Consider the following 20652-nt stretch of genomic DNA (forward strand, 5'->3'; position numbering starts at 1 on the left):
TCAGATTTTTCACACGCAGAAATGGAGGAATAGTATGGGACTTGATTTTAGCAAAACAATGACTGCGGAAGCACCGGCAGCCACAGCAGTTCCGGACACAAAGGATGAGATCGCTGTTGTGGAACAATATGATATTGTTGCCGACAGGGAAAAAATGAACTCAGAACTGGTCAATTCTGATGAAGTTGACCGGATCGTCAGTACGATCGAGATCAATAATCTTGAGACAATCGTCACATTTGGAGCAGAGGTGGCAGAGGAGATTTCAAAGGCTTCGGATGTTGTGTTAAACAGTATGAATATGTCACAGTTAGACGATACCAGCGAAATGTTAAAAACGTTAGCAAAGATCATGGATCAGTTTGATATCGATGAGATCAAAGAAAATCCGGGACTGTTTGGAAAATTATTTGGAAATATGAAAAAACAGCTTGACAAGATTCTTGCAAAATACCACACAATGGGCGAAGAAGTCGATAAGATCTACGTTCAGCTCAAAGGCTATGAGTCGGAGATCAAACAGTCAAACCGTAAATTAAATACGATGTTTGAGGCAAATGTAAATTATTATCATGAACTCGTGAAATATATTCTTGCCGGCGAGCAGGCATGCAAAGAAATCGAAGCATATATTGCGAAAAGACAGCAGGATATGGAGACTACTGGAGACGAGTCGATCCGGTTTGAACTTACCAGTTTAAATCAGGCATTGATGATGATGGAGCAGCGTACACAGGATCTTCGAACAGCAGAGAATGTTGCAATGCAGTCCATTCCGATGATCAAAACGATGGAATTCAGCAATTATAATCTGGTCAGAAAAATTAATTCCGCATTTATCGTGACGCTTCCTGTATTTAAACAGGCACTTGCACAGGCAATTCTGCTGAAACGCCAGCGCATTCAGGCGGAGGCAATGTCAGCTCTTGATAAGAAGACGAATGAGATGCTTATTAAGAATGCACAGAATACGGTAGAGGTTTCTAAGGCTACTGCTAAGATGGCATCTGGAAGCTCTATTCAGATTGAGACACTTGAAACGACCTGGAGAACGATTACGAGCGGTATTGAAGAAACCAGAAGAATTCAAGAAGACTCCAGAAAGAAACGTGTGGAAGATCAGGCAAGGCTTGAGGCAATCAAGGCGGACTTCAACAGACAGTATCATATGCCGCCGGCAAACAAGTAAGTTATTTGAAATAACTATAGATTCATTTATTCTAAGGAGGTAATACTATGCCAATTAATTTATCAAAAGGACAGAAAGTAGATTTAACAAAAGGAAATCCGGGACTGAAAAATATCATGGTTGGTCTTGGCTGGGATGTCAATGCATATGATTCAGGTGCAGATTTTGACCTGGATGCAGCAGCATTTATGTTAGGCGCAGATGGAAAATGCCCGACAGATAAAGAGTTTGTATTTTATGGAAACCTGGTTCATCCAAGTGAGTCTGTAAAACATATGGGCGATAACTTAACCGGAGAGGGAGAAGGCGATGACGAACAGGTCCAGATCGATCTTTCCAAAGTACCGGCAAACATTGAGCGAATCGCTTTTACCGTAACCATCTATGAGGCAGAGGCAAGACGCCAGAATTTTGGACAGGTATCCAATGCGTTTATCCGTCTGGTGGATGAGACAACCGGAAAAGAAATGATCCGTTATGACTTGGGAGAGGATTTCTCCATTGAGACAGCAGTCGTTGTCGGTGAATTATACAGACATAACGGAGAATGGAAATTTAACGCAATTGGAAGTGGTTTCCAGGGCGGACTCGCAGCACTTTGCGGACACTATGGAATTGAAGTGGCATAAGGGAGGAAAACAAGGAGTAAAATCCTCTGCTCCTGCAATGGCAGTCGCATTTTGCTCCGCAAAACAAGGAGGATTGTAATGTCAATTAGTTTACAGAAAGGACAGAAGGTCAGTCTGTCAAAAGATAACGCAGGATTGTCAAAGATTATTGTCGGTCTTGGATGGGATGAAGTGCAGCAGTCTTCATCCGGAGGTGGATTCTTAAGTGCTTTATTCGGGGGCGGATCAAAGCAGCAGCCGATCGACTGTGATGCATCCGCACTGATGTTAAAGAATGGAAAACTGGTGGATAAATCAGACATCGTTTATTTTGGTAATTTGCACCATAAATCAGGTACCGTAAATCATCAGGGAGACAACCTGACAGGAGCCGGTGATGGAGATGACGAGCAGATCGTGATCGACCTTGCAAAAGTACCACAGGAGTATGACAAAATCGTAATCGTTGTAAATATTTATCAGGCGGTTCAGAGACATCAGCATTTTGGCATGATTGAGAATGCATTTATCCGTTTAGTTGATGCAAGAAATAATAATGAAATGTGCAAGTACAATCTGACCGAAAATTATTCCGGTATGACGGCAATGATATTTGGAGAAGTGTACAGACATAACGGAGAATGGAAGTTCAGTGCTGTTGGTCAGGGGACAAATGACCCTGGACTTGGCGAACTGAGCAGAAGATTTGTATAAATAGACTTGATACTTTAGAGGAGGTTAATTACCCAAAATGAGTAACATAAATAAAGAAGAGCTGATGAGAGGTCTGTCAGACTCACAGGTAAACAAGAGCAAACAGGATTTTGGAACAAATGCTCTTGCAAAAAAAGAGACAGAATCACTGTGGTCAATGTTCATCGGAGCATTTGATGACATTTGGATCAAAGTATTATGTGCAGCACTGGTCATGAAAATCGTTATTTCCGTTATCGGTGTATTTGTACCGGCATTAGCGGGAGAAAATGATGTTGTTGAGATCATAAGTATTGTTTTGGCAATTGCGCTTGCAACCGGCTTCAGTACTTTATCGGAATACCGCAACAGTTCGAGAAGTGAGGCATTGCAGGAAGAGTATAACAAGACTTATGCAAAAGTCGTGAGAAATGGAAAACTGGTCAATATCCTTACCAGTGAGATCGTAAAAGGTGATACGATCCTGGTTCAGGCAGGAGATAAAGTACCTACGGATGGTGTGTTATTTGAAGGACACATCAAAGTTTCCCAGGCTGCGTTAAATGGTGAGTCAAGAGACGAGAATAAAACGGCTGCTGACAATCTTGATGAGGCTGAATCGACAGATTATGCATCTGCTAACAAAGTATTTATGGGATCGGTAGTGACCTCTGGCGAAGGTTATATGGTCGCAACAGTGATCGGTGATGCATCCGAGCTTGGAAAGATCAACAAGGCTCTGACGGATGACAATGAAGAGGATGAGAGAAAAGATACTTCAAGCCTGAAACTGGAAGTGGTAGCTGCCGGTATCGGTAAACTTGGTGTATCTGCGGCTGCCATTGCGGGCGTATTAGATGTTGTACTGAATCTGATTCGTACGGACGAACCGATCACAGTTGTTTTTGTTCTGCTTCTGGTCGCAGAGGCAGTCATGCTGATGGCGTCCATCGTTATCATGGCGGTGCCGGAAGGTCTTCCGATGATGAACAGTCTGGTGCAGTCCATGAACACAGAGTCCATGTACAAGAAAAATATTCTTGTCAGTCATAAGGCAGCGTTTTCGGATTCTGCATACATGAATGTCTTATTCAGTGATAAAACAGGAACCATCACACAGGGTAATTTATCATTGGTGGAATTTATCACCGGTGATGGTAAAATCGTGGATCATATTCCTAATCAGGAATTTATTGAAGCGATCACATTAAATAACCTTGCAAAAATATCTGAAGGAAAACCGATCGGAAGCAACAACATGGACAGGGCTCTTTTAGGATATGCATTAGAGCACGGTTATGATGATTCAAAAAATGATCCGGATAAAGTTGCTGATATCAGCGGATTTGATTCTGAGAAGAAATGTGCGACTGTTACACTGAAAAACGGACTGGTTTACTGGAAAGGTGCAACAGAAAATATCATCGGTAAAGTAACGCATTATATGCTTCCATCCGGTGAGGAAAAAGAGTTCACTTCTGCAGATAAAAAAGCCGTGGAAGATCAGATGCTCGCCCAGGCAAAGAGAACGATGAAATTGCTTTCTGTTGCCAAAATCGCAGATGGAAAAACAGTTCTGATGGCAGTGCTATGTTTAAGAGATAACGTAAGAACCGATGCGGTTGAGACCGTTGAGATTTTAAACAATGCCGGTATCCAGGTTGTTATGGTAACCGGTGATGCTGAGGAAACAGCAGTTGCCATCGCAAAAGAAGCCGGAATCTTAAAAGATGAGAAGAATGACGTTGTTCTTACCCATGAGGAATTAGAGCAGATGTCAGATGAAGAATTAAAGAAAAAACTTCCGAACCTTCGTGTGGTAAGCAGAGCAAAACCGCTTGATAAGAAGAGACTTGTCTCTATTTCACAGCAGCTTGATAATGTCTGCGGTATGACAGGAGACGGTGTCAATGATGCACCGGCATTAAAACAGGCAGATATCGGATTTGCCATGGGAGACGGTACAGCAGTTGCCCAGGAGGCAGGTGACGTTGTCATCTTAAATAACAGTCTGACATCCATTAAAGACTGCGTATTAAACAGTAGAACGATGTCTAAGTCAGTAGGTAAATTCCTGATCTTCCAGCTGACGGTAAATATCAGTACCCTTTTGATGAACATCATCGCACCGATCCTCGGATGGACAGAGCCGTTTTCCATTGTACAGATCTTATGGATCAACCTGATCATGGATACATTGGCAGCCATGGCATTTGGTGGAGAGCCGATCCTTGACCGTTACATGAATGAAAAACCGGCACTCAGAAAAGATAACATTTTAACAACTTATATCAAATCTGCGATCGGAACCAGTTCTGTATTTATTACACTCGGTTCGATCCTGATCCTGGAAAATATCGGTGGCATCACGGATTTTGTAACACCGGCAGGTTGTGCTGACCCGGAATTATATGAAAAAACATTTATGTTTGCGTTTTTCATTTATTCCATTATCTTTAACAGTTTAAATACCAGATCAGAGAAATTTAATGTATTTGAACACATCAGAGAAAATAAGAACTTTATCATTGTCATGGGTGCGATCTTTGTACTGCAGACCGTCATCATTGAGATCGGTGGTCAGGTGTTCAGCACAACAACACTTAATGCGAAAGCATTATTTGTTTCCGTGCTGTTAGCAGTGCTCATCATCCCGGTTGATATGGTAAGAAAAGCCATCGTTTCGAAAAAATGATTGTCTTTCATACTGATTTAGATAATACGATCATCTATTCCTATAAACATGACATCGGGATGCGGAAGCGAAATGTGGAATTCTATCAGGGGAGGGAAATATCCTACATCACAGAGGAAACATATCGTCTTTTGCAGCAGGTAAAAAATGAAATGCTGATTGTTCCAACGACCACAAGAACGTTGGAACAATATCAGCGCATCGACCTTGGAATTGGACAATTCCCCTATGCATTAGTCTGTAACGGCGGCGTTCTTCTGGTAGATGGTATGCGGGATGAAGCGTGGTATCAGGATTCCCTGCACCTTGTGTCGGATAGCAGGGATGAAATGAATCTTGCAATGGAACTGCTAGAAAAAGATCCACGCAGAAAATTCGAACTCCGGTATATTGAAAAGCTGTTTCTCTTTACAAAATGTAATGATCCCCAAACAGTTGTAAATGATTTAAAAACATCTCTCAATATAAAATATGCAGATGTCTTTTCCAACGGCGAAAAAGTATATGTAGTACCGCGTTCTCTGAATAAAGGAACGGCAATAGACCGCCTCAGACAGAAACTAAAACCGGAATTCGTGATTGCCGCCGGAGACAGCGCCTTTGATATCCCCATGATATTAACCGCCGACCGCGGACTTGTCCCACACGGATTCACACAAAAATATGAAATCCCCAAAACATCCGTAACCCGGAAAAAAATAGATGAGATGCATCCGAAAAAAATATTTTCAGATGCCCTATTAGAGCAATGTCTGAAAATAAAAACGGAGTCCGTTGCAAAAGGTATCATCCACCCAGGATGATGCCACTTGCAACAGACTCCGTTTTTACCTGTAAAGTTAAAATTCTAAAGAGGTTACAGCCTGGCAGCATGCAATACAGGTGCCCCCTCGCACAACGGAACAAAACGAGCCTCAGCTTCGCGCAACTTACCCCCGCAAAACTTCGTATCCCCCTCTTTTTGCACTTTAGTTTTCACGGATCTTCACTAATCCATACTCACACTGATTCCGCCTCTGCGTTCCGAAGGCTGAATAATCACCGTAACCGGACAATTCCCATGCCACTCAAACTGATAAGACTCACCGGAAGCCTGTCCGATAAATGTTTTCCAGGAGATATCTGCCGTCACCTGAGGATCACAGTGTCCATTTCCAACCCAGCATACAACAGCATCCGGATCCACAGAGAGCGTATCCTGAGACATCACGTTGCTTAAAACAATCGGGTTGCCGTTACAGAGCACGGCGACATATGCATCTTTTCCACGTGCAATCAGAGTGGAAGTTGCGAGACCTTTCTGGGAAAGCACACCGACACCGATAAAACGGACACTGTAATCACAATCCTGGGAGAAAGCGAGAATATTTTCGGATTCCACTGAGATAGTTTCCCCCTGCTCTAAGTGATAGACCACAACATGCTGACCATAATTTGCGTAATATGTAACAGAATCACCATTTAAAGTTACCTTCATAAGTGGGAGATTTTCTCCGGTCACTCTTCGTGCAAGCTGACCAAGCAGAGCCTGCCCGATATTATTCTGCGGTCCAAGCAAGACTTTTTCAAATTTGTAATTCTTTCCACCGGCATTTTCTCCGGCGATAAATGCACCTGCTTTTGTAAAGAGTACATCACTGCCAGTGCAGGTAACCTTTAAAGTAAGTTCGTTTACTGTTTCAAATGTTAACATAACAAATTTCCTCCAAAATATAATCCTTTGTTTAAATAACCTGAACGCCGTACAAACTGCACAGTCCTGCGAGATCTTTTGCCACGCCGTTTCCGATGGCATTAAATTTCCATGCGCCGTTATGCAGATACAGTTCACCGATCATCATGGATGTCACGTTCGTATAGTATTCATCCATTTTAAAGCTGACCAGCTCGGTGCCGGCAGGATCCATAATACGGATATACGCATCCTCAAGCATTCCGAAATTCAGATTTTTTTCAAATGCTTCATTGATCGTCAGCACAAATACGATTCTGGCAACGGAAGGATCTAATCTGGTAAAATCCACGGAAATGATCTCGCGGTCTGCGCCGCCGTCAGCGTGGAAAACCGTGCTGTGATCCGGGCTTTCGGTCTGCCCGTAAAAGACGAACCAGGAATCACCGATCACCTTGCCTGATGCACCGAGCAGAAATGCGGACACATCCACATCACAGGCAGGATTTTTGACATTCCATCCAAGACATGCCTTTATGGAAGTGAGTTTCCCGGAATTCTCCAGTGGTGTTTTCTGACCTTTTTGCACCATATGTACCAGTGGAGGTAAAGGTTTTGACGTCGGTGTGGATGCAGGGTGCATGGCAGTGTGTTGCATGGAAGAAGTCGTTCCGGAAGATGCTTTTGATGCAGTCTGAGATTGTGTGTGGTTGATCGAAGTGATGGTTCGTGTTGTTTTTGCCCCCTCAACTTTGCGTTCGTTGATGGAAAGAACGGTCTGCCTGGTGACGGGAGCAGAGGATCTCATTGGAATATCTACCATAATAAAAAAACCCCTTGTCATTTAGTAAAATAATAGAGTGTACGCTTTGCGGGCAATCTATTGTTATGAATTAATAAGTTTCTGGATTTCATTTTAAGTGATTCTGATAGAGGTGTCAAATGATAGCAATCATAGAAGATCCTTGTTATAATACAACAGAAAAGAAGAAAAAAGGGGACTTGTCCGAAAGCAAGATTTTCCCCACGCAGGAATGGAGAGTTTATGCAGATTTATGTGGATGCGGACGCCTGCCCGGTGGTAAGGATCATAGAAGAACTTGCAGGCAAATATGGAATACCGGTAACGCTGTTATGCGATACAAATCATGTCTTAGACTCGGATTACAGTGAGGTAAAGGTGATTGGAGCCGGTGCGGATGCAGTGGATTTTGCACTGGTCAATTTATGCCGGAAAGGAGATATCGTCGTGACGCAGGATTACGGGGTGGCGGCGATGGCACTTGGACGCGGTGCATTTGCCATCCATCAGTCCGGACGGTGGTATACGGATGATAACATTGACCGGATGCTGTTAGAGCGTCATATGAATAAAAAAGCAAGAAGGGCATCCGGGAAGAATCATTTGAAGGGGCCGAAAAAGAGAACCGCAGAGGATGATATGCATTTTCGGGAAAGTTTTGAAAAAATGATCCGAAAGGGAATGGAGAATATTAATGGTACAACATGAAAAGTTTTATTTAAATGGAACATGGCAGTTAAAAAAAGCAGATGAAACACTGCTTTGCCCGGTGGAAATCCCGGGATCAGTACTTTTCGGTCTGACAGAGCATGGTTTACTGGAAGATCCGTTTTACCGGATGAATGAGTACCCGGCGAGAGAGTTACTGAAAAACGATTTTATTTTTTCAAGGGAATTTGAACTGAAAAAAGAAGAGGGAAGAGTGTACACACTCTGCTGTGACGGAATCGACACAGTAGCAGATATTTTTATCAACGGCATACCGGTAAAGCATGTGGATAACATGCACTTGCGCTACCGGATTCTGTGTACAAATATACTGAAAAACGGGACAAACAGTATTGTAGTGAAAATTCATTCTGCAATCTCATATGTAAACGAACATGTATCCGCACCGGGAAAAGAGATCCATTATACGGCATGCGGGGCGATGGAAGGAAATCAGTACATCCGAAAAGCACATTCCATGTTTGGCTGGGACTGGGGCCCACAGTTACCGGATATGGGAATCTGGCGCGATATTTATATTGACAGTTATGAGAAAGCAGAACTCTCTGATCTGCATATCAGACAGGAACATATAGATGGAAAGGTTCTTCTGTCGGCAGAAGTAAAAGTGACGTTGCCGGAAAAGGCACAGAATGGGAAAATTGTGGAAGCGGAGCATCAGGTATCACCACAGAGTAAGGAAAGTCATGCTCAGACATTGGCAAAAAATGCAGAGACAGCAGATAGTCTTAAGGTAAAGATTACGCTTTGGACACCGGATGGAAAACAGCTTTCTTTTTCGGATGGAAAATGTCTGGTCGAAGATCCGGCACTTTGGTGGCCGAATGGATATGGTAAGCAACCGCTCTATACCGTGCGTGCGGAACTTTTTCTGGGCGGAGAATTTCTGGATGTAAAAGAGCTGCGCATTGGTCTGCGTACATTGACGGTCAGCCGGGAAAAGGATGCATGGGGTGAGGAGTTTGCATTTTGTGTCAATGGGGTAAAGATTTTTGCCAAGGGTGCGGATTATATCCCGGAGGACTGTATTTATTCAAAGATTACACCTGAGCGCATTTATGAATTGCTGGATATTGCGGTGGCGTGTCATTTTAACTGTATCCGTATCTGGGGTGGTGGATATTATCCGGCGGATGTTTTCTATGATTACTGTGATGAGCATGGTCTGATCGTATGGCAGGATTTTATGTATGCCTGCAATGTCTACGAACTTACGGATGCGTTGCGGGAGAGCATTATAGAAGAAACAAAAGATAATGTAAAAAGATTAAGACACCACGCAAGTCTTGGACTTTGGTGTGGCAACAATGAGATGGAATCAGCCTGGGATCACTGGGGTGGTTTTAATGATCATTCGGATGCATTAAAACAGGATTACCTGACAATGTTTGAAAAGCTGATCCCGGAAGCATTAAAGAGTGAAGATGATGCAACGTTTTACTGGCCTTCTTCCCCATCATCCGGCGGTAATTTTACGGACCCGGACAGCGATGATATCGGGGATCGTCATTACTGGGATGTATGGCATGGAGAAAAGCCGTTTTCTGACTATGAAAATTACTATTTTAGATTTTGCTCAGAATTTGGATTCCAGTCGTTCCCTTGTAAAAAAACCATCAATACCTTTACCCTGCCTGAGGATCGCAATATCTTTTCCGAAGTTATGGAGAGTCATCAGAAAAATGGTTCTGCAAATGCTAAAATTCTGCATTATATTGCGGAGAACTTTTTATATCCAAAAGATTTTGAGAGTCTGATCTATATCAGTCAGGTGCTGCAGGCAATCGCAATCAAAAGCGGTGTGGAACACTGGCGCAGAAACAGGGGACGCTGTATGGGTGCAATTTACTGGCAGTTAAATGATAACTGGCCGGTCGCATCCTGGGCAAGTATTGATTATTTTGGAAGATGGAAGGCACTGCAGTATTTTTCAAGACATTTTTATGCGGATGTACTCGGCAGCTTAAAGGTATCTGAAGATGCAGTCTATACGCCATATCTGCAAAATGAGACAATGCAGGAAGTATCGTCTGATGTCACGGTTTTCGTGAAAAATATGCTGGGGGAAGTTCTCTGGAAAAATTCGCAGCGTGCAGTATGTGAACCGTTGTCCGTGAAAGCAATGGGACCGGTTTCTTTGAAAGATGTGATAGAAGGCAGGGAAAGTGAAGTTTTTGTGGAGGCGGTATTTACACACTCCGATGGAACTTTGAGCCGTCAGGTTGAAATGCCAAAACCGTATAAACATATGCAGATCAAAAAAGCAGAGATTACTTTTGATGTAATGATAGAAGGCGATCTGCTGACGGTGCGGTTAAAATCAGATGCTCCGGCATTTTTCGTTTCAGTGGAGAGTAATGTGGATCTGGTCTGGTCGGATAATTTTATGCATCTGACCGGAAAAGAACCTTATGAGATTACGGCTGTTTTGCCGGAGGGGGCAGAAGGCGTGCCTAAGATCCGGGTACGGTCACTGTGCGATTCATGGGAAGTGGAAGAATAACTCTAAAACAGAACAGCTTTACACCTTCTTATACAAGTGTTATCATAAAATTAGTTAGAAATAACTAACATATGAAAAACATTTTAAAGAAGGTAGAATTCTATGGAAGTATATTGTTTTGGAGAGAAAGAAAAACCGGTTATTTTCCTTTTCCCGGGAACCTGTTGTCACTGGAAAGGAAATTTTGGAAAAGTGATAGAGCCGTTAGAAGAATATTTTCAGGTGGCATGTGTTTCCTATGATGGATTTGATGAGACGGAGCAGACAGAGTTTCCAACGATGACAGAGGAAACAGAAAAGATAGAGCAGTACATAAAGAAAGAATTTGACGGACATATCTGTGCTGCGTATGGCTGTTCGCTGGGTGGTTCCTTTGTCGGACTGCTCGCAGCACGCGGAAACATCCATATGGATTATGGTATTTTAGGCGGTTCTGATTTAGACCAGTCCGGAAAACTCTGGGCAAAGCTGATGACGAAATTGATGATGCCGGTTTTTTATCCGTTTATCACGAAAGGAGAGATAAAAATTCCTTTCATGAAAAAGAAAATGGACAGGATGATGGCGGAAGAAAATGGTTATATCAGGGCATTTATGGATATGATAAAGACTCCGGATGTCGATATGAGCCGCGTTACAAAAAAGACTGTTGAAAACCAGTTTTACTCTGATCTGATCACGCCGCTGCCGGATCAGATTGATCCGGCCGGGACTCAGATACATATTTTATATGCCCTTAAAATGGGCGAAAAATACCGTGCACGTTATACAAAGCATTTTGCAAGACCGATCCTGCATGAGTTAGATCTACAGCACGAAGAGCTGCTTGCAGTTTACCCGGATGAGTGGGTAAAAGTGATCGCAGAGATTTGTGGCAGAAAAACGGGAGACAGTGCAGACAGATTTAAAGTTGAGAAAAACTGATGGGACGGGAAAAAGTTGTACGGGAGAGGGAACACTCACCATGTATGAGGTATTTCCCGGTGTGATTCTTTCGTACAATGACTTTCATATGGCATATTATGACTCCGAGTATCAGCCTGACCGGTCATTATTTTGCATCGATCACTGCCGGGAAGGACGCCTTGAGTACACTGCTTAGATGAAGCGACCGCAAGCCTTGATCCGGAAAATGAACATTTGATACAGTCTGCGATCACGGAACTGACAAAAGGGAAAACAATTATTATCATTGCACATCGTCTGGCAACGATCGAGCAGGCAGACCAGATTTTAGTGGTGGATGACGGAAGCATTGCTGAGTGCGGAACGCATGAAGAACTTGTGGCAAGAAAAGGAAAGTACCAGGATTTCGTAAAAATCAGGGAGCGTGCAGAAGGATGGCGTCTGGAAAAATAAATGAGAAAACATCTCACTTTTTCATATTGCAATTTTAAAATACGTTCGTTATACTAAATAATAGTTAGATACAACTAACAATAGTGTAAATCATGCAGACCAGAAAAAGTGACGCGGGTGGAAGCGCGGACATTTTTGAATATCACAGGGGGAATCAGACACCCCTGCCCGGAATCCGAAAGTTGCTACCTTTCAGATTCCGGTAAGATCGTCTGCGAATGAGGAAAAGGAGACAGCGGGAATGAATTATTTAGAGATTGAAAAAGTAATCGGAAGAGAGATTTTAGACTCCAGAGGTAATCCTACCGTGGAAGCTGAAGTATATTTGGTGGACGGTACCATTGGAAGGGGAATGGCACCAAGCGGTGCATCGACCGGAGAATTTGAAGCATTAGAGCTTCGCGACGGCGATAAGTCGAGATATCTTGGCAAAGGCGTTACCAAGGCAGTTGAAAATATTAATACAATTATCAATGATACAATCGTTGGAATGGATGCCAGCGACATTTATGCAGTGGATGCAGCGATGATCGCAGCAGACGGAACAAAGGATAAATCAAAACTGGGAGCAAATGCGATCTTAGCAGTGTCGATTGCAGCGGCACGTGCAGCTTCCATCTCACTTGATATTCCGCTTTACCGTTTCTTAGGCGGCATTTCAGGCAACCGTCTGCCAGTTCCTATGATGAATATTTTAAATGGTGGTGCACATGCAGCAAACACGGTAGACGTGCAGGAGTTCATGATCATGCCGGTCGGTGCACCGAGTTTTAAGGAGGCGCTCCGCTGGTGTGCGGAAGTGTTCCACGCACTTGCTACATTGTTAAAGAGCAAAGGACTTGCAACTTCTGTCGGTGATGAAGGTGGTTTTGCACCGGATCTTGCATCTGATGAAGAGGCAATCGAGTACATATTAGATGCTGTGAAAAATGCAGGATACGAGCCGGGCAGAGATTTCAGAATTGCAATGGATGCAGCTTCCTCCGAGTGGAAGAGCGAGAAAGGAAAAGGATTTTATAAACTGCCAAAGGCGGGCACCGAATTTACTTCTGCAGAACTGATCGAGCACTGGAAGAAACTGGTTGAAAAATACCCGATCATTTCCATCGAGGATGCACTTGACGAGGAAGACTGGGATGGCTGGAAACTTCTGACCAAAGAACTTGGCGGTAAGGTACAGCTTGTCGGAGACGATTTATTTGTAACCAATACAGAGCGCCTGAAAAAAGGTATCGACAATGGCTGTGGCAATGCCATTCTGATCAAGTTAAATCAGATCGGTTCCGTATCCGAGACTTTAGAGGCAATCAAGATGGCTCATAAAGCAGGTTATACGGCAATTTCTTCCCACCGTTCCGGTGAGACGGAAGACACCACGATCGCAGATCTTGCTGTGGCATTAAATACCTGTCAGATCAAGACCGGTGCACCGAGCAGAACGGAGCGTGTTACAAAATACAACCAGCTTCTCCGCATTGAGGAGGAACTTGGAAGTGCAGCAGTGTATCCGGGAATGGGTGCATTTAATGTAAAATAAGAAATTTATTCATATTATAATTTATTTTCTCCTCTGTATCATGGAAAGGACGCGAAAGGTCAGGGATGGCTTTTGGCGTTCTTTTTATTCCAATTCTCTTATTGAAAAACACTCTCAATTACAACCCCTGCAATCGCTTGTATTCAAAAATAAATAGCGGTATAATATTTTTACAATATCCTACTAAAATACTAGGAAATAAAAATGTGAAAGAAAGGGGTATGATTGATGGATAGATCAATGTTAAAGATAAAAGATCTGACTGTGGGTGTGGAGGACAAAGAACTGCTGCACCATGTCAATCTGGAGATAAAACGTGGTGAGACGCATGTGCTGATGGGACCGAATGGAGCCGGAAAATCGACACTTGGCTATGTGCTGATGGGCAATCCGAAATATCAAGTTAAAGGGGGAATCATTGAATTCCTCGGAAAAGATATCACAGAGGAACCGGCGGATAAGAGAGCGCAGGACGGAATTTTCCTGTCATTTCAGGAGCCACTCGAAGTACCGGGACTGGCACTGGATTCCTTTTTAAATAATGCAGTGCGCAAACGGCGGGGAGATAAAGTGCGGATCTGGACATTTATGAAAGAAGTGGATGCTGCAATGAAGATTTTGCAGATGGATGAGTCCTATAAAAGCCGTGCATTAAACGTTGGATTTTCTGGTGGAGAGAAAAAGAAAACGGAGATTTTACAGATGATGCTGTTAAAACCAGAACTTGCAATTTTGGACGAAACAGATTCCGGACTGGATGTGGATGCGGTACGTCTCGTTTCGGCAGGCATTGAGGAATACCGGAAAAATAATGACAAAGGACTATTGATCATCACACACAGCACCAGGATCTTAGAGCATCTGCACGTGGATTATACACATATCATGGTGGATGGGCAGATTGTTGCGACCGGGGATGGAAGCCTGGTGGACAAGATCAACCGCGAAGGATATAAAGACTATCTGGCGTAAAAATAAATTATGGTCAGCAGGAATAAAGATAGTGTGAAAAATAAGCTGCGATATAATCTGAAAACAGTGTGAAAAGTAAGCTGCAATAGAGCAGAAAACAGTGCAAAAAATAAACCGTGATAGAAATGAGGATGATCATGAAAGAAAAAACTTATGTAGCGGATATCGACCGCACGATTTATGATATCCGGAATGATGATAAAGATGCATACCATATGGAAGCGGGACTGACGGAAGAGATCGTGCGTAAAATTTCAGATGAAAAAGATGATCCGGTGTGGATGCGTGAGTTCCGGATGAAATCACTTCAGATTTACAGACAGATGAAAATCCCGGACTGGGGACCACCGATCGACGGACTTGATATGGATCACATTGAGACTTATGTGCGGCCGAAAACACAGATGCGCGGAAAATGGTCGGAAGTGCCGGGAGAGATCAAAGATACGTTTGAACGACTTGGAATACCGGAAGCGGAGCGAAAATCATTGGCAGGTGTCGGAGCGCAGTATGATTCTGAGATGGTCTACCATCATGTGAAAGCGGAAGTGGAAGCACAGGGAGTTGTATACAGTGACATTGAGAGTGCGATGAAGGGCGAATATGCCGACATGATCCGCAGACATTTTATGAAACTGGTCAAACCGAATGACCACAAATTTGCGGCACTGCACGGAGCCGTCTGGTCTGGAGGATCGTTTGTCTATGTGCCACCCGGAGTGTCCTTAGACTTCCCATTGCAGTCATATTTCAGACCGAATGCACCGGGAGCAGGACAGTTTGAACATACGCTGATCATCGTGGATGAAGGCGCATATCTGCATTTTATCGAAGGGTGTTCTGCACCGCGTTATAATTTGGCAAACCTGCATGCAGGATGTGTGGAATTATTTGTTCATAAAAATGCAAAGCTGCGTTATTCTACGATCGAGAACTGGTCAAAAAATATGTACAACCTGAATACGAAACGTGCGTTAGTCGAGGAGGGCGGAACGATCGAGTGGGTGTCAGGTTCTTTTGGTTCCCATACGTCGTATCTTTATCCGATGAGTATTTTAAATGGAAAAGGTGCACACATGGAATTTACCGGCATCACGTTTGCCGGTAAAGGGCAGAACCTTGATACCGGTGCAAAAGTAGTGCAGAACGCGCCGGATACTTCTTCCTGCATCAATACAAAATCAATCTCAAAAGATGGAGGAATCAGTACATTCCGCAGTTCTGTAGTCATTGGAAAAGAAGCGAAAAACAGTAAGGCGGCAGTATCCTGTGAATCTCTTATGCTGGATGGTATTTCAAGATCAGATACAATCCCGGCAATGGATATCAAAACCGCTATGGCGGATGTCGGGCATGAAGCAAAAATCGGCAGGATCAGTGATGACGCAGTTTTTTATCTGATGTCACGCGGCATCAGTGAGCAGGAGGCACGCTCAATGATCGTCAGCGGATTTGCGGATGATGTATCGAAAGAACTGCCACTGGAATATGCACTGGAAATGAACAATCTGATCCAGCTTGAGATGGAAGGGAGCATAGGCTGATGGAAAAAGAATGGATTATAAATGAGCTTCCGGCAAAGACATGGAACTGGCTTAAGATGAATGAATCACAGGTTACGGCAGTTACAGATGCCATCCCATGCATACCGCAAGTTGGGGTGGAGACTTCGGATAATAGTAACGGAAAGCTGCCGGAGGGTGTAAGTTTTGAAAAAAGGGAAATAAAAAAAGGAATCAAAACCGGAATGGGAGCGCAGATATCAGAACTGGGCAGTCAGGATATGGCAGATACACTTCGGATCGAAGAAAATGTACAGATAAAAAGTCCGGTTGTTATTTCATATCAGTATGATGCAGAAAAAAATTACTTTAACCGCATGCAGATTATAGCTGAAAAAGACAGCGAAATAGAAGTCATTTTTATATTTTCCTCTGATAAAAATAGCAGTGGGACAGTGATACACCAGTTACTGGTTGATGCGAAAGAGGGAGCAAAAGTAAAAATATATGCCGCACAGCTTTTAGGTAAAAATGCATGTGCCCTGCTTGATATCGGCGGTGCATGCGAAAAAGATACATCGGTGGAACTGCTTCAGATGCAGCTTGGTGCAAAAGATCTGTATGCGGGATGTCAGATGGAACTTGCCGGTGCACACAGTACATTTCGGGCAGACATTGGATATCTTGCGGATGGGAATGACCGTTATGACATGAACTATGTGGCAAGACATATTGGGAAAAAGACAGAAAGCCAGATGGATGCAAACGGCATTTTAAAAGGAAATGCAAAAAAACTGTTCCGCGGAACGATTGATTTTATCACAGGATGTGCCGGTGCGAAAGGTGCGGAGAGCGAGGATGTGCTTTTGATCGATGAGGGTGTCGAAAATCAGACAATACCATTGATTCTCTGTGGGGAAGAAGATGTGGAAGGAAGCCACGGTGCGACGATCGGAAGACTTGATGAGCAGATGCTCTTTTATTTAGCAAGCAGAGGGTTCGACAGCGAAGAGGCAAAACGTCTTGTGGCGCGTGCAAGGGTTGATGCACTCTGTGCAAAAATCCCGTCAGAGGAGATACAAAAAGAAATCCAGATGATGCTGGATGCACAATGATCGCAAACAGCATCCGGATATGGAAGGAGGATGATAAAGATGCCTGATTATAAAAAAGATTTTCCACTGTTAAGAGACAATCAGCTGGTATATTTAGATAATGCTGCAACCGCACAGCGACCGGAAAAGGTACTTTTGGCAGAGCAGGAATTTTATGAAAAATACAATGCAAATCCCCTGCGGGGACTTTATTCGCTTGGTCTTGCAGCGACAGAACAGTATGAGTCTGCAAGGGAAAAGGTGCGTGATTTTATTCATGCAAAAAGTGAACGGGAGATCATTTTTACCAGAAATACGACGGAGAGTATCAATCTTGTGGCATACAGCTATGGACTTTCCAATTTAAAAACAGGGGATGAGATCCTTGTCACAATTATGGAACATCACAGCAATCTGCTTCCATGGCAGATGGTGGCGGAAAGGACAGGTGCAAAACTTGTTTATCTGGATTGTGAACAGGACGGAAGCCTTACAGATGAGGCAATTTCAAATGCCATCGGTGAAAAAACAAAGTTTGCAGCGATAGGACTGGTCTCAAATGTCCTTGGCAGACGAAATCCGGTGAAAAAAATCATAAAAATGGTGCATGAAAAAGGCGGTGTGGTGTTAGTGGATGCCGCACAGGCAGTTTTGCATGAAAATGTGGATGTCACGGCGATGGACGCTGACTTTCTTGCATTTTCCGGTCATAAAATGATGGCGCCGATGGGAATCGGTGTGCTTTACGGGAAAGAAGCACTGTTAGAGGAAATGCCGCCATTTTTAACAGGTGGAGAGATGATCGAGACGGTGACAAGAACTGGGGCAGTTTACGCTGAACTGCCACATAAATTTGAAGCTGGAACGGTCAATGGGGCAGGAGCCGCCGGACTTGCGGCAGCTATTGATTATATGAATGACATCGGAATGGATACGATTCAAAAGCGGGAAGAAAAGCTGACAAAAATGTTATTTGATGGCATGGATCAGATTCCGTATGTGCATATCTTAGGAAGCAGCAAACCGGAGGAACATGGTGGTATTTTAAGTTTTGTGATAGATGGTGTACATCCGCACGATATTGCTTCTATTTTAGATGACAGTCAGATTGCAGTCCGTGCAGGACACCACTGCGCACAGCCGTTGTTAAAACATCTCGGTGTGCCGTCATCTGCGCGTGTCAGTCTGGCATTTTATAATGACAAAAAAGATATCGAACGTTTCTTAGACTGTCTTGCCGGCGTTCGAAGGAGGATGGGATATGGAGAGTAGAAGTTTTTACAATACGATTCTGACAGAGCACAACTTACATCCGCTGCATAAGCAGGTTTTAAAGGATGCAAATTTTGCATTAGAAGGTGTGAATCCAAGCTGTGGAGATGATATTGTACTTCAGCTTAAGGTGGAAGATGGAAAAATAACGGATGGCGCATTTGCCGGAAGCGGGTGTGCTGTTTCACAGGCTTCTGCGGACATGATGCTTGATCTTATCATCGGAAGAACAAAAGAGGAGGCACTGGAACTTTCGGATATATTTTTAAAAATGATTCATGATGAAGCGACACCGGAGGAAATTGACAGACTTGAGGAGGCATCCTCGCTTCAGGATATCTCTCATATGCCTGCCCGTGTAAAATGTGCGGTGCTTGGCTGGCACACGATGGAAGAAATGTTAAATGATAAATAATCTCACTTATTCGTGCGCCATCTTCTTCTGACAGGGGTATAATATAAACAATTAGAAACAACTAACAAAAGTTATGAATGACGTATCCAATTGTTCTGGAACGGTTCAAAACAGATTGTGTGCAAAGAATGCGCAGGAAATGGAGGTTCTGATGGGAAGATATTATCATTTGTCAAAGAAGCTGACAAAAGCACAGGTGGCAGAAGTAGAACGTGAGATGAGAGAGATCGAGGATGTGGAGAGCGTGGAAGTAAACGGTGATCATATGTACATGAAAGTGATCACAAAAGATGACGAGTTTTCCGGTGTGATGGGCAGGGCAGTCAATATCTGCAGCAGGGTTGCAGATGGGGCAGAATTGTCGTTTTCCGGATTTGCAGTGTGAAGCAGGGTGTGTGAAATAAGATCAGAAAGATATAGCCGACAGAAGGCGCGGTAAAATACTAATGTAAGTGCAGCAGATTTATGCGGAAATATATCAAAATCATTTGATATATTTCCGCATTTATATTTCCGCGTATTAACGTGAACCGAAATGATTTTTGTGACAATATATCAGTGTAAGGACATAGTTCCTAATCTTAATCGCGACTAAGAGGAAAACACAATGACGATTCAGGAATTAGAGATATTTATAGAGAAGTATGGAAAAATCATAAGAAAAAATATGCCGTCAGGGACAGAAGCAGTATGCCAGAGCGGAACTGCGATAACCTTGAAATGTTTGCAGACAGGGAAACAGCCGATAAATACCTGAAAAATATTCTGGAAAAACAGAAGCAGATGAAAATGGTGTCAGCGGATTTTTTAGAAACATTTTATTTGCAAAATAAGTCCTGACGGTTTACACTTTTTATAGTTTATAGAAGTAATTCATACACAACAAGAGAGGACTTATCACATGCCATCATTTGTAACCTTTTCGAACGTGGGCAAAATCTACCATACCGGTGAACTTGATATCACTGCTCTCCACGACGTTAACTTTGAGATCGAAAAAGGAGAATTCTGCGTCATCGTCGGTGCATCCGGCGCCGGAAAAACTACTATTTTAAATATTTTAGGAGGAATGGATACCTTAAGCAGTGGACAGGTATTTTTAGACGGACAGGAAATTTCAGGCTACGACAAAAAACAGCTTACTTCCTACCGGCGTTTTGACATTGGATTTGTGTTTCAGTTTTACAACCTCGTACAGAATCTGACAGCACTTGAAAACGTTGAATTAGCTGCACAGATCTGTAAAGATCCGCTTCCGGCAGCAAAAGTGCTTGAGGAAGTCGGATTAAAGGATCGTTTATCCAATTTCCCGGCACAGCTTTCCGGTGGAGAACAGCAGCGCGTGGCGATCGCACGTGCACTTGCCAAAAATCCAAAGCTCTTACTCTGTGATGAACCGACCGGGGCACTCGATTACAATACCGGAAAAGCAGTTTTAAAATTATTGCAGGATACCTGCCGCGAAAAAGGAAAGACGGTTGTTGTTATCACACATAATCAGGCACTGACAGCGATGGCAGACCGCATCATTACGGTAAAGAGCGGAACGGTCGTGTCCATGGGAAAAAATGAGCACATTGCAGATATTGCAGATATAGAGTGGTAGATGG

19 protein-coding genes and 1 pseudogene are annotated in these 20652 nt (G+C 43.3%); 18 read left to right on the plus strand and 2 right to left on the minus strand.

Going from position 1 to position 20652, the window contains the following annotated elements:
* The first annotated feature begins 34 nt into the window (after positions 1-34).
* From DW650_RS13655 to DW650_RS13675, 5 genes are all read left to right on the plus strand, one after another.
* On the plus strand, positions 35-1189 hold the full coding sequence (locus DW650_RS13655) for a toxic anion resistance protein (protein WP_118210220.1): 1155 nt from the start codon (positions 35-37) through the stop codon (positions 1187-1189).
* Positions 1190-1236: 47 nt separating this feature from the next.
* Positions 1237-1818, plus strand: a complete 582-nt coding sequence (locus tag DW650_RS13660; protein WP_118210221.1) for a TerD family protein — start codon at positions 1237-1239, stop codon at positions 1816-1818.
* 78 nt (positions 1819-1896) lie between these two features.
* Entirely contained in the window at positions 1897-2511 is a 615-nt protein-coding gene (locus tag DW650_RS13665; RefSeq protein ID WP_015522113.1) for a TerD family protein, read from the plus strand.
* Between the two features lie 37 nt (positions 2512-2548).
* Positions 2549-5185, plus strand: a complete 2637-nt coding sequence (locus DW650_RS13670; RefSeq protein ID WP_118210222.1) for a cation-translocating P-type ATPase — start codon at positions 2549-2551, stop codon at positions 5183-5185.
* Positions 5182-5988: an HAD family hydrolase gene (locus tag DW650_RS13675; RefSeq protein WP_118210223.1), complete on the plus strand. Its 807-nt coding sequence runs from the start codon at positions 5182-5184 to the stop codon at positions 5986-5988. Before DW650_RS13670 ends, DW650_RS13675 begins: the two co-directional genes overlap by 4 nt.
* A gap of 185 nt (positions 5989-6173) precedes the next feature.
* On the opposite strand, the gene DW650_RS13680 is transcribed toward DW650_RS13675, so the two are convergent.
* Positions 6174-6878 carry an AIM24 family protein gene (locus DW650_RS13680; RefSeq protein WP_118210224.1) on the minus strand — a complete coding sequence of 235 codons (705 nt, stop codon included), beginning with the start codon at positions 6876-6878 and terminating at the stop codon, positions 6174-6176.
* Between the two features lie 31 nt (positions 6879-6909).
* Complete coding sequence (locus DW650_RS13685) at positions 6910-7680, minus strand: TerD family protein (protein WP_118210225.1); 771 nt, start codon at positions 7678-7680, stop codon at positions 6910-6912.
* A 222-nt stretch (positions 7681-7902) separates the two neighbouring features.
* On the opposite strand from DW650_RS13685, the gene DW650_RS13690 reads away from it, so the two are divergent.
* The 13 genes and pseudogenes from DW650_RS13690 (at position 7903) to DW650_RS13750 (ending at position 20648) form a co-directional block, all read left to right on the plus strand.
* Positions 7903-8367 carry a YaiI/YqxD family protein gene (locus tag DW650_RS13690; RefSeq protein WP_118210226.1) on the plus strand — a complete coding sequence of 155 codons (465 nt, stop codon included), beginning with the start codon at positions 7903-7905 and terminating at the stop codon, positions 8365-8367.
* Positions 8354-10891 (plus strand): glycoside hydrolase family 2 protein, encoded by a 2538-nt coding sequence (locus tag DW650_RS13695; protein ID WP_118210227.1) that lies wholly within the window; start codon positions 8354-8356, stop codon positions 10889-10891. Before DW650_RS13690 ends, DW650_RS13695 begins: the two co-directional genes overlap by 14 nt.
* Positions 10892-10993: 102 nt before the next feature.
* Positions 10994-11815 (plus strand): alpha/beta hydrolase, encoded by an 822-nt coding sequence (locus tag DW650_RS13700; protein WP_118210228.1) that lies wholly within the window; start codon positions 10994-10996, stop codon positions 11813-11815.
* A gap of 174 nt (positions 11816-11989) precedes the next feature.
* Positions 11990-12250 (plus strand): annotated as a pseudogene (locus tag DW650_RS13710) (ABC transporter ATP-binding protein); the annotation flags it as partial.
* Between the two features lie 241 nt (positions 12251-12491).
* Positions 12492-13787, plus strand: a complete 1296-nt coding sequence (eno, locus tag DW650_RS13715) for a phosphopyruvate hydratase (RefSeq protein WP_118210229.1) — start codon at positions 12492-12494, stop codon at positions 13785-13787.
* Positions 13788-14015: 228 nt separating this feature from the next.
* Complete coding sequence (sufC, locus tag DW650_RS13720) at positions 14016-14759, plus strand: Fe-S cluster assembly ATPase SufC (RefSeq protein ID WP_186899303.1); 744 nt, start codon at positions 14016-14018, stop codon at positions 14757-14759.
* A 137-nt stretch (positions 14760-14896) separates the two neighbouring features.
* On the plus strand, positions 14897-16303 hold the full coding sequence (gene sufB / locus DW650_RS13725) for a Fe-S cluster assembly protein SufB (protein WP_118210230.1): 1407 nt from the start codon (positions 14897-14899) through the stop codon (positions 16301-16303).
* On the plus strand, positions 16303-17376 hold the full coding sequence (locus DW650_RS13730) for a SufB/SufD family protein (protein WP_118210231.1): 1074 nt from the start codon (positions 16303-16305) through the stop codon (positions 17374-17376). Before sufB ends, DW650_RS13730 begins: the two co-directional genes overlap by 1 nt.
* Positions 17377-17415: 39 nt before the next feature.
* On the plus strand, positions 17416-18627 hold the full coding sequence (locus tag DW650_RS13735) for an aminotransferase class V-fold PLP-dependent enzyme (RefSeq protein ID WP_118210232.1): 1212 nt from the start codon (positions 17416-17418) through the stop codon (positions 18625-18627).
* Positions 18617-19042: a Fe-S cluster assembly sulfur transfer protein SufU gene (sufU, locus tag DW650_RS13740; protein WP_118210233.1), complete on the plus strand. Its 426-nt coding sequence runs from the start codon at positions 18617-18619 to the stop codon at positions 19040-19042. Before DW650_RS13735 ends, sufU begins: the two co-directional genes overlap by 11 nt.
* A 151-nt stretch (positions 19043-19193) precedes the next feature.
* Positions 19194-19427 carry a hypothetical protein gene (locus DW650_RS13745; protein ID WP_117922392.1) on the plus strand — a complete coding sequence of 78 codons (234 nt, stop codon included), beginning with the start codon at positions 19194-19196 and terminating at the stop codon, positions 19425-19427.
* Between the two features lie 222 nt (positions 19428-19649).
* Entirely contained in the window at positions 19650-19799 is a 150-nt protein-coding gene (locus DW650_RS19570; RefSeq protein WP_158576230.1) for a hypothetical protein, read from the plus strand.
* A 144-nt stretch (positions 19800-19943) separates the two neighbouring features.
* Complete coding sequence (locus DW650_RS13750) at positions 19944-20648, plus strand: ABC transporter ATP-binding protein (protein WP_118210234.1); 705 nt, start codon at positions 19944-19946, stop codon at positions 20646-20648.
* Positions 20649-20652 lie beyond the last annotated feature (4 nt).

The sequence above is a fragment of the Roseburia sp. AM23-20 genome (genome assembly GCF_003470905.1).
Taxonomy (GTDB): Bacteria; Bacillota; Clostridia; order Lachnospirales; family Lachnospiraceae; genus Roseburia; species Roseburia rectibacter.

What these genes read in the sequence shown, in the direction of transcription:
- DW650_RS13680 (WP_118210224.1), bottom strand. Translation starts at nt 6,878, where the DNA reads ATGTTAACATTTGAAACAGTAAACGAACTTACTTTAAAGGTTACCTGC.
- sufB (WP_118210230.1), top strand. Translation starts at nt 14,897, where the DNA reads ATGAAAGAAAAAACTTATGTAGCGGATATCGACCGCACGATTTATGAT.
- DW650_RS13675 (WP_118210223.1), top strand. Translation starts at nt 5,182, where the DNA reads ATGATTGTCTTTCATACTGATTTAGATAATACGATCATCTATTCCTAT.
- DW650_RS13685 (WP_118210225.1), bottom strand. Translation starts at nt 7,680, where the DNA reads ATGGTAGATATTCCAATGAGATCCTCTGCTCCCGTCACCAGGCAGACC.
- DW650_RS13735 (WP_118210232.1), top strand. Translation starts at nt 17,416, where the DNA reads ATGCCTGATTATAAAAAAGATTTTCCACTGTTAAGAGACAATCAGCTG.
- DW650_RS13665 (WP_015522113.1), top strand. Translation starts at nt 1,897, where the DNA reads ATGTCAATTAGTTTACAGAAAGGACAGAAGGTCAGTCTGTCAAAAGAT.
- DW650_RS13660 (WP_118210221.1), top strand. Translation starts at nt 1,237, where the DNA reads ATGCCAATTAATTTATCAAAAGGACAGAAAGTAGATTTAACAAAAGGA.
- DW650_RS13695 (WP_118210227.1), top strand. Translation starts at nt 8,354, where the DNA reads ATGGTACAACATGAAAAGTTTTATTTAAATGGAACATGGCAGTTAAAA.
- DW650_RS13690 (WP_118210226.1), top strand. Translation starts at nt 7,903, where the DNA reads ATGCAGATTTATGTGGATGCGGACGCCTGCCCGGTGGTAAGGATCATA.
- sufC (WP_186899303.1), top strand. Translation starts at nt 14,016, where the DNA reads ATGGATAGATCAATGTTAAAGATAAAAGATCTGACTGTGGGTGTGGAG.
- eno (WP_118210229.1), top strand. Translation starts at nt 12,492, where the DNA reads ATGAATTATTTAGAGATTGAAAAAGTAATCGGAAGAGAGATTTTAGAC.
- DW650_RS13700 (WP_118210228.1), top strand. Translation starts at nt 10,994, where the DNA reads ATGGAAGTATATTGTTTTGGAGAGAAAGAAAAACCGGTTATTTTCCTT.
- DW650_RS13730 (WP_118210231.1), top strand. Translation starts at nt 16,303, where the DNA reads ATGGAAAAAGAATGGATTATAAATGAGCTTCCGGCAAAGACATGGAAC.
- DW650_RS13670 (WP_118210222.1), top strand. Translation starts at nt 2,549, where the DNA reads ATGAGTAACATAAATAAAGAAGAGCTGATGAGAGGTCTGTCAGACTCA.
- DW650_RS19570 (WP_158576230.1), top strand. Translation starts at nt 19,650, where the DNA reads ATGACGATTCAGGAATTAGAGATATTTATAGAGAAGTATGGAAAAATC.
- DW650_RS13750 (WP_118210234.1), top strand. Translation starts at nt 19,944, where the DNA reads ATGCCATCATTTGTAACCTTTTCGAACGTGGGCAAAATCTACCATACC.
- DW650_RS13745 (WP_117922392.1), top strand. Translation starts at nt 19,194, where the DNA reads ATGGGAAGATATTATCATTTGTCAAAGAAGCTGACAAAAGCACAGGTG.
- DW650_RS13655 (WP_118210220.1), top strand. Translation starts at nt 35, where the DNA reads ATGGGACTTGATTTTAGCAAAACAATGACTGCGGAAGCACCGGCAGCC.
- sufU (WP_118210233.1), top strand. Translation starts at nt 18,617, where the DNA reads ATGGAGAGTAGAAGTTTTTACAATACGATTCTGACAGAGCACAACTTA.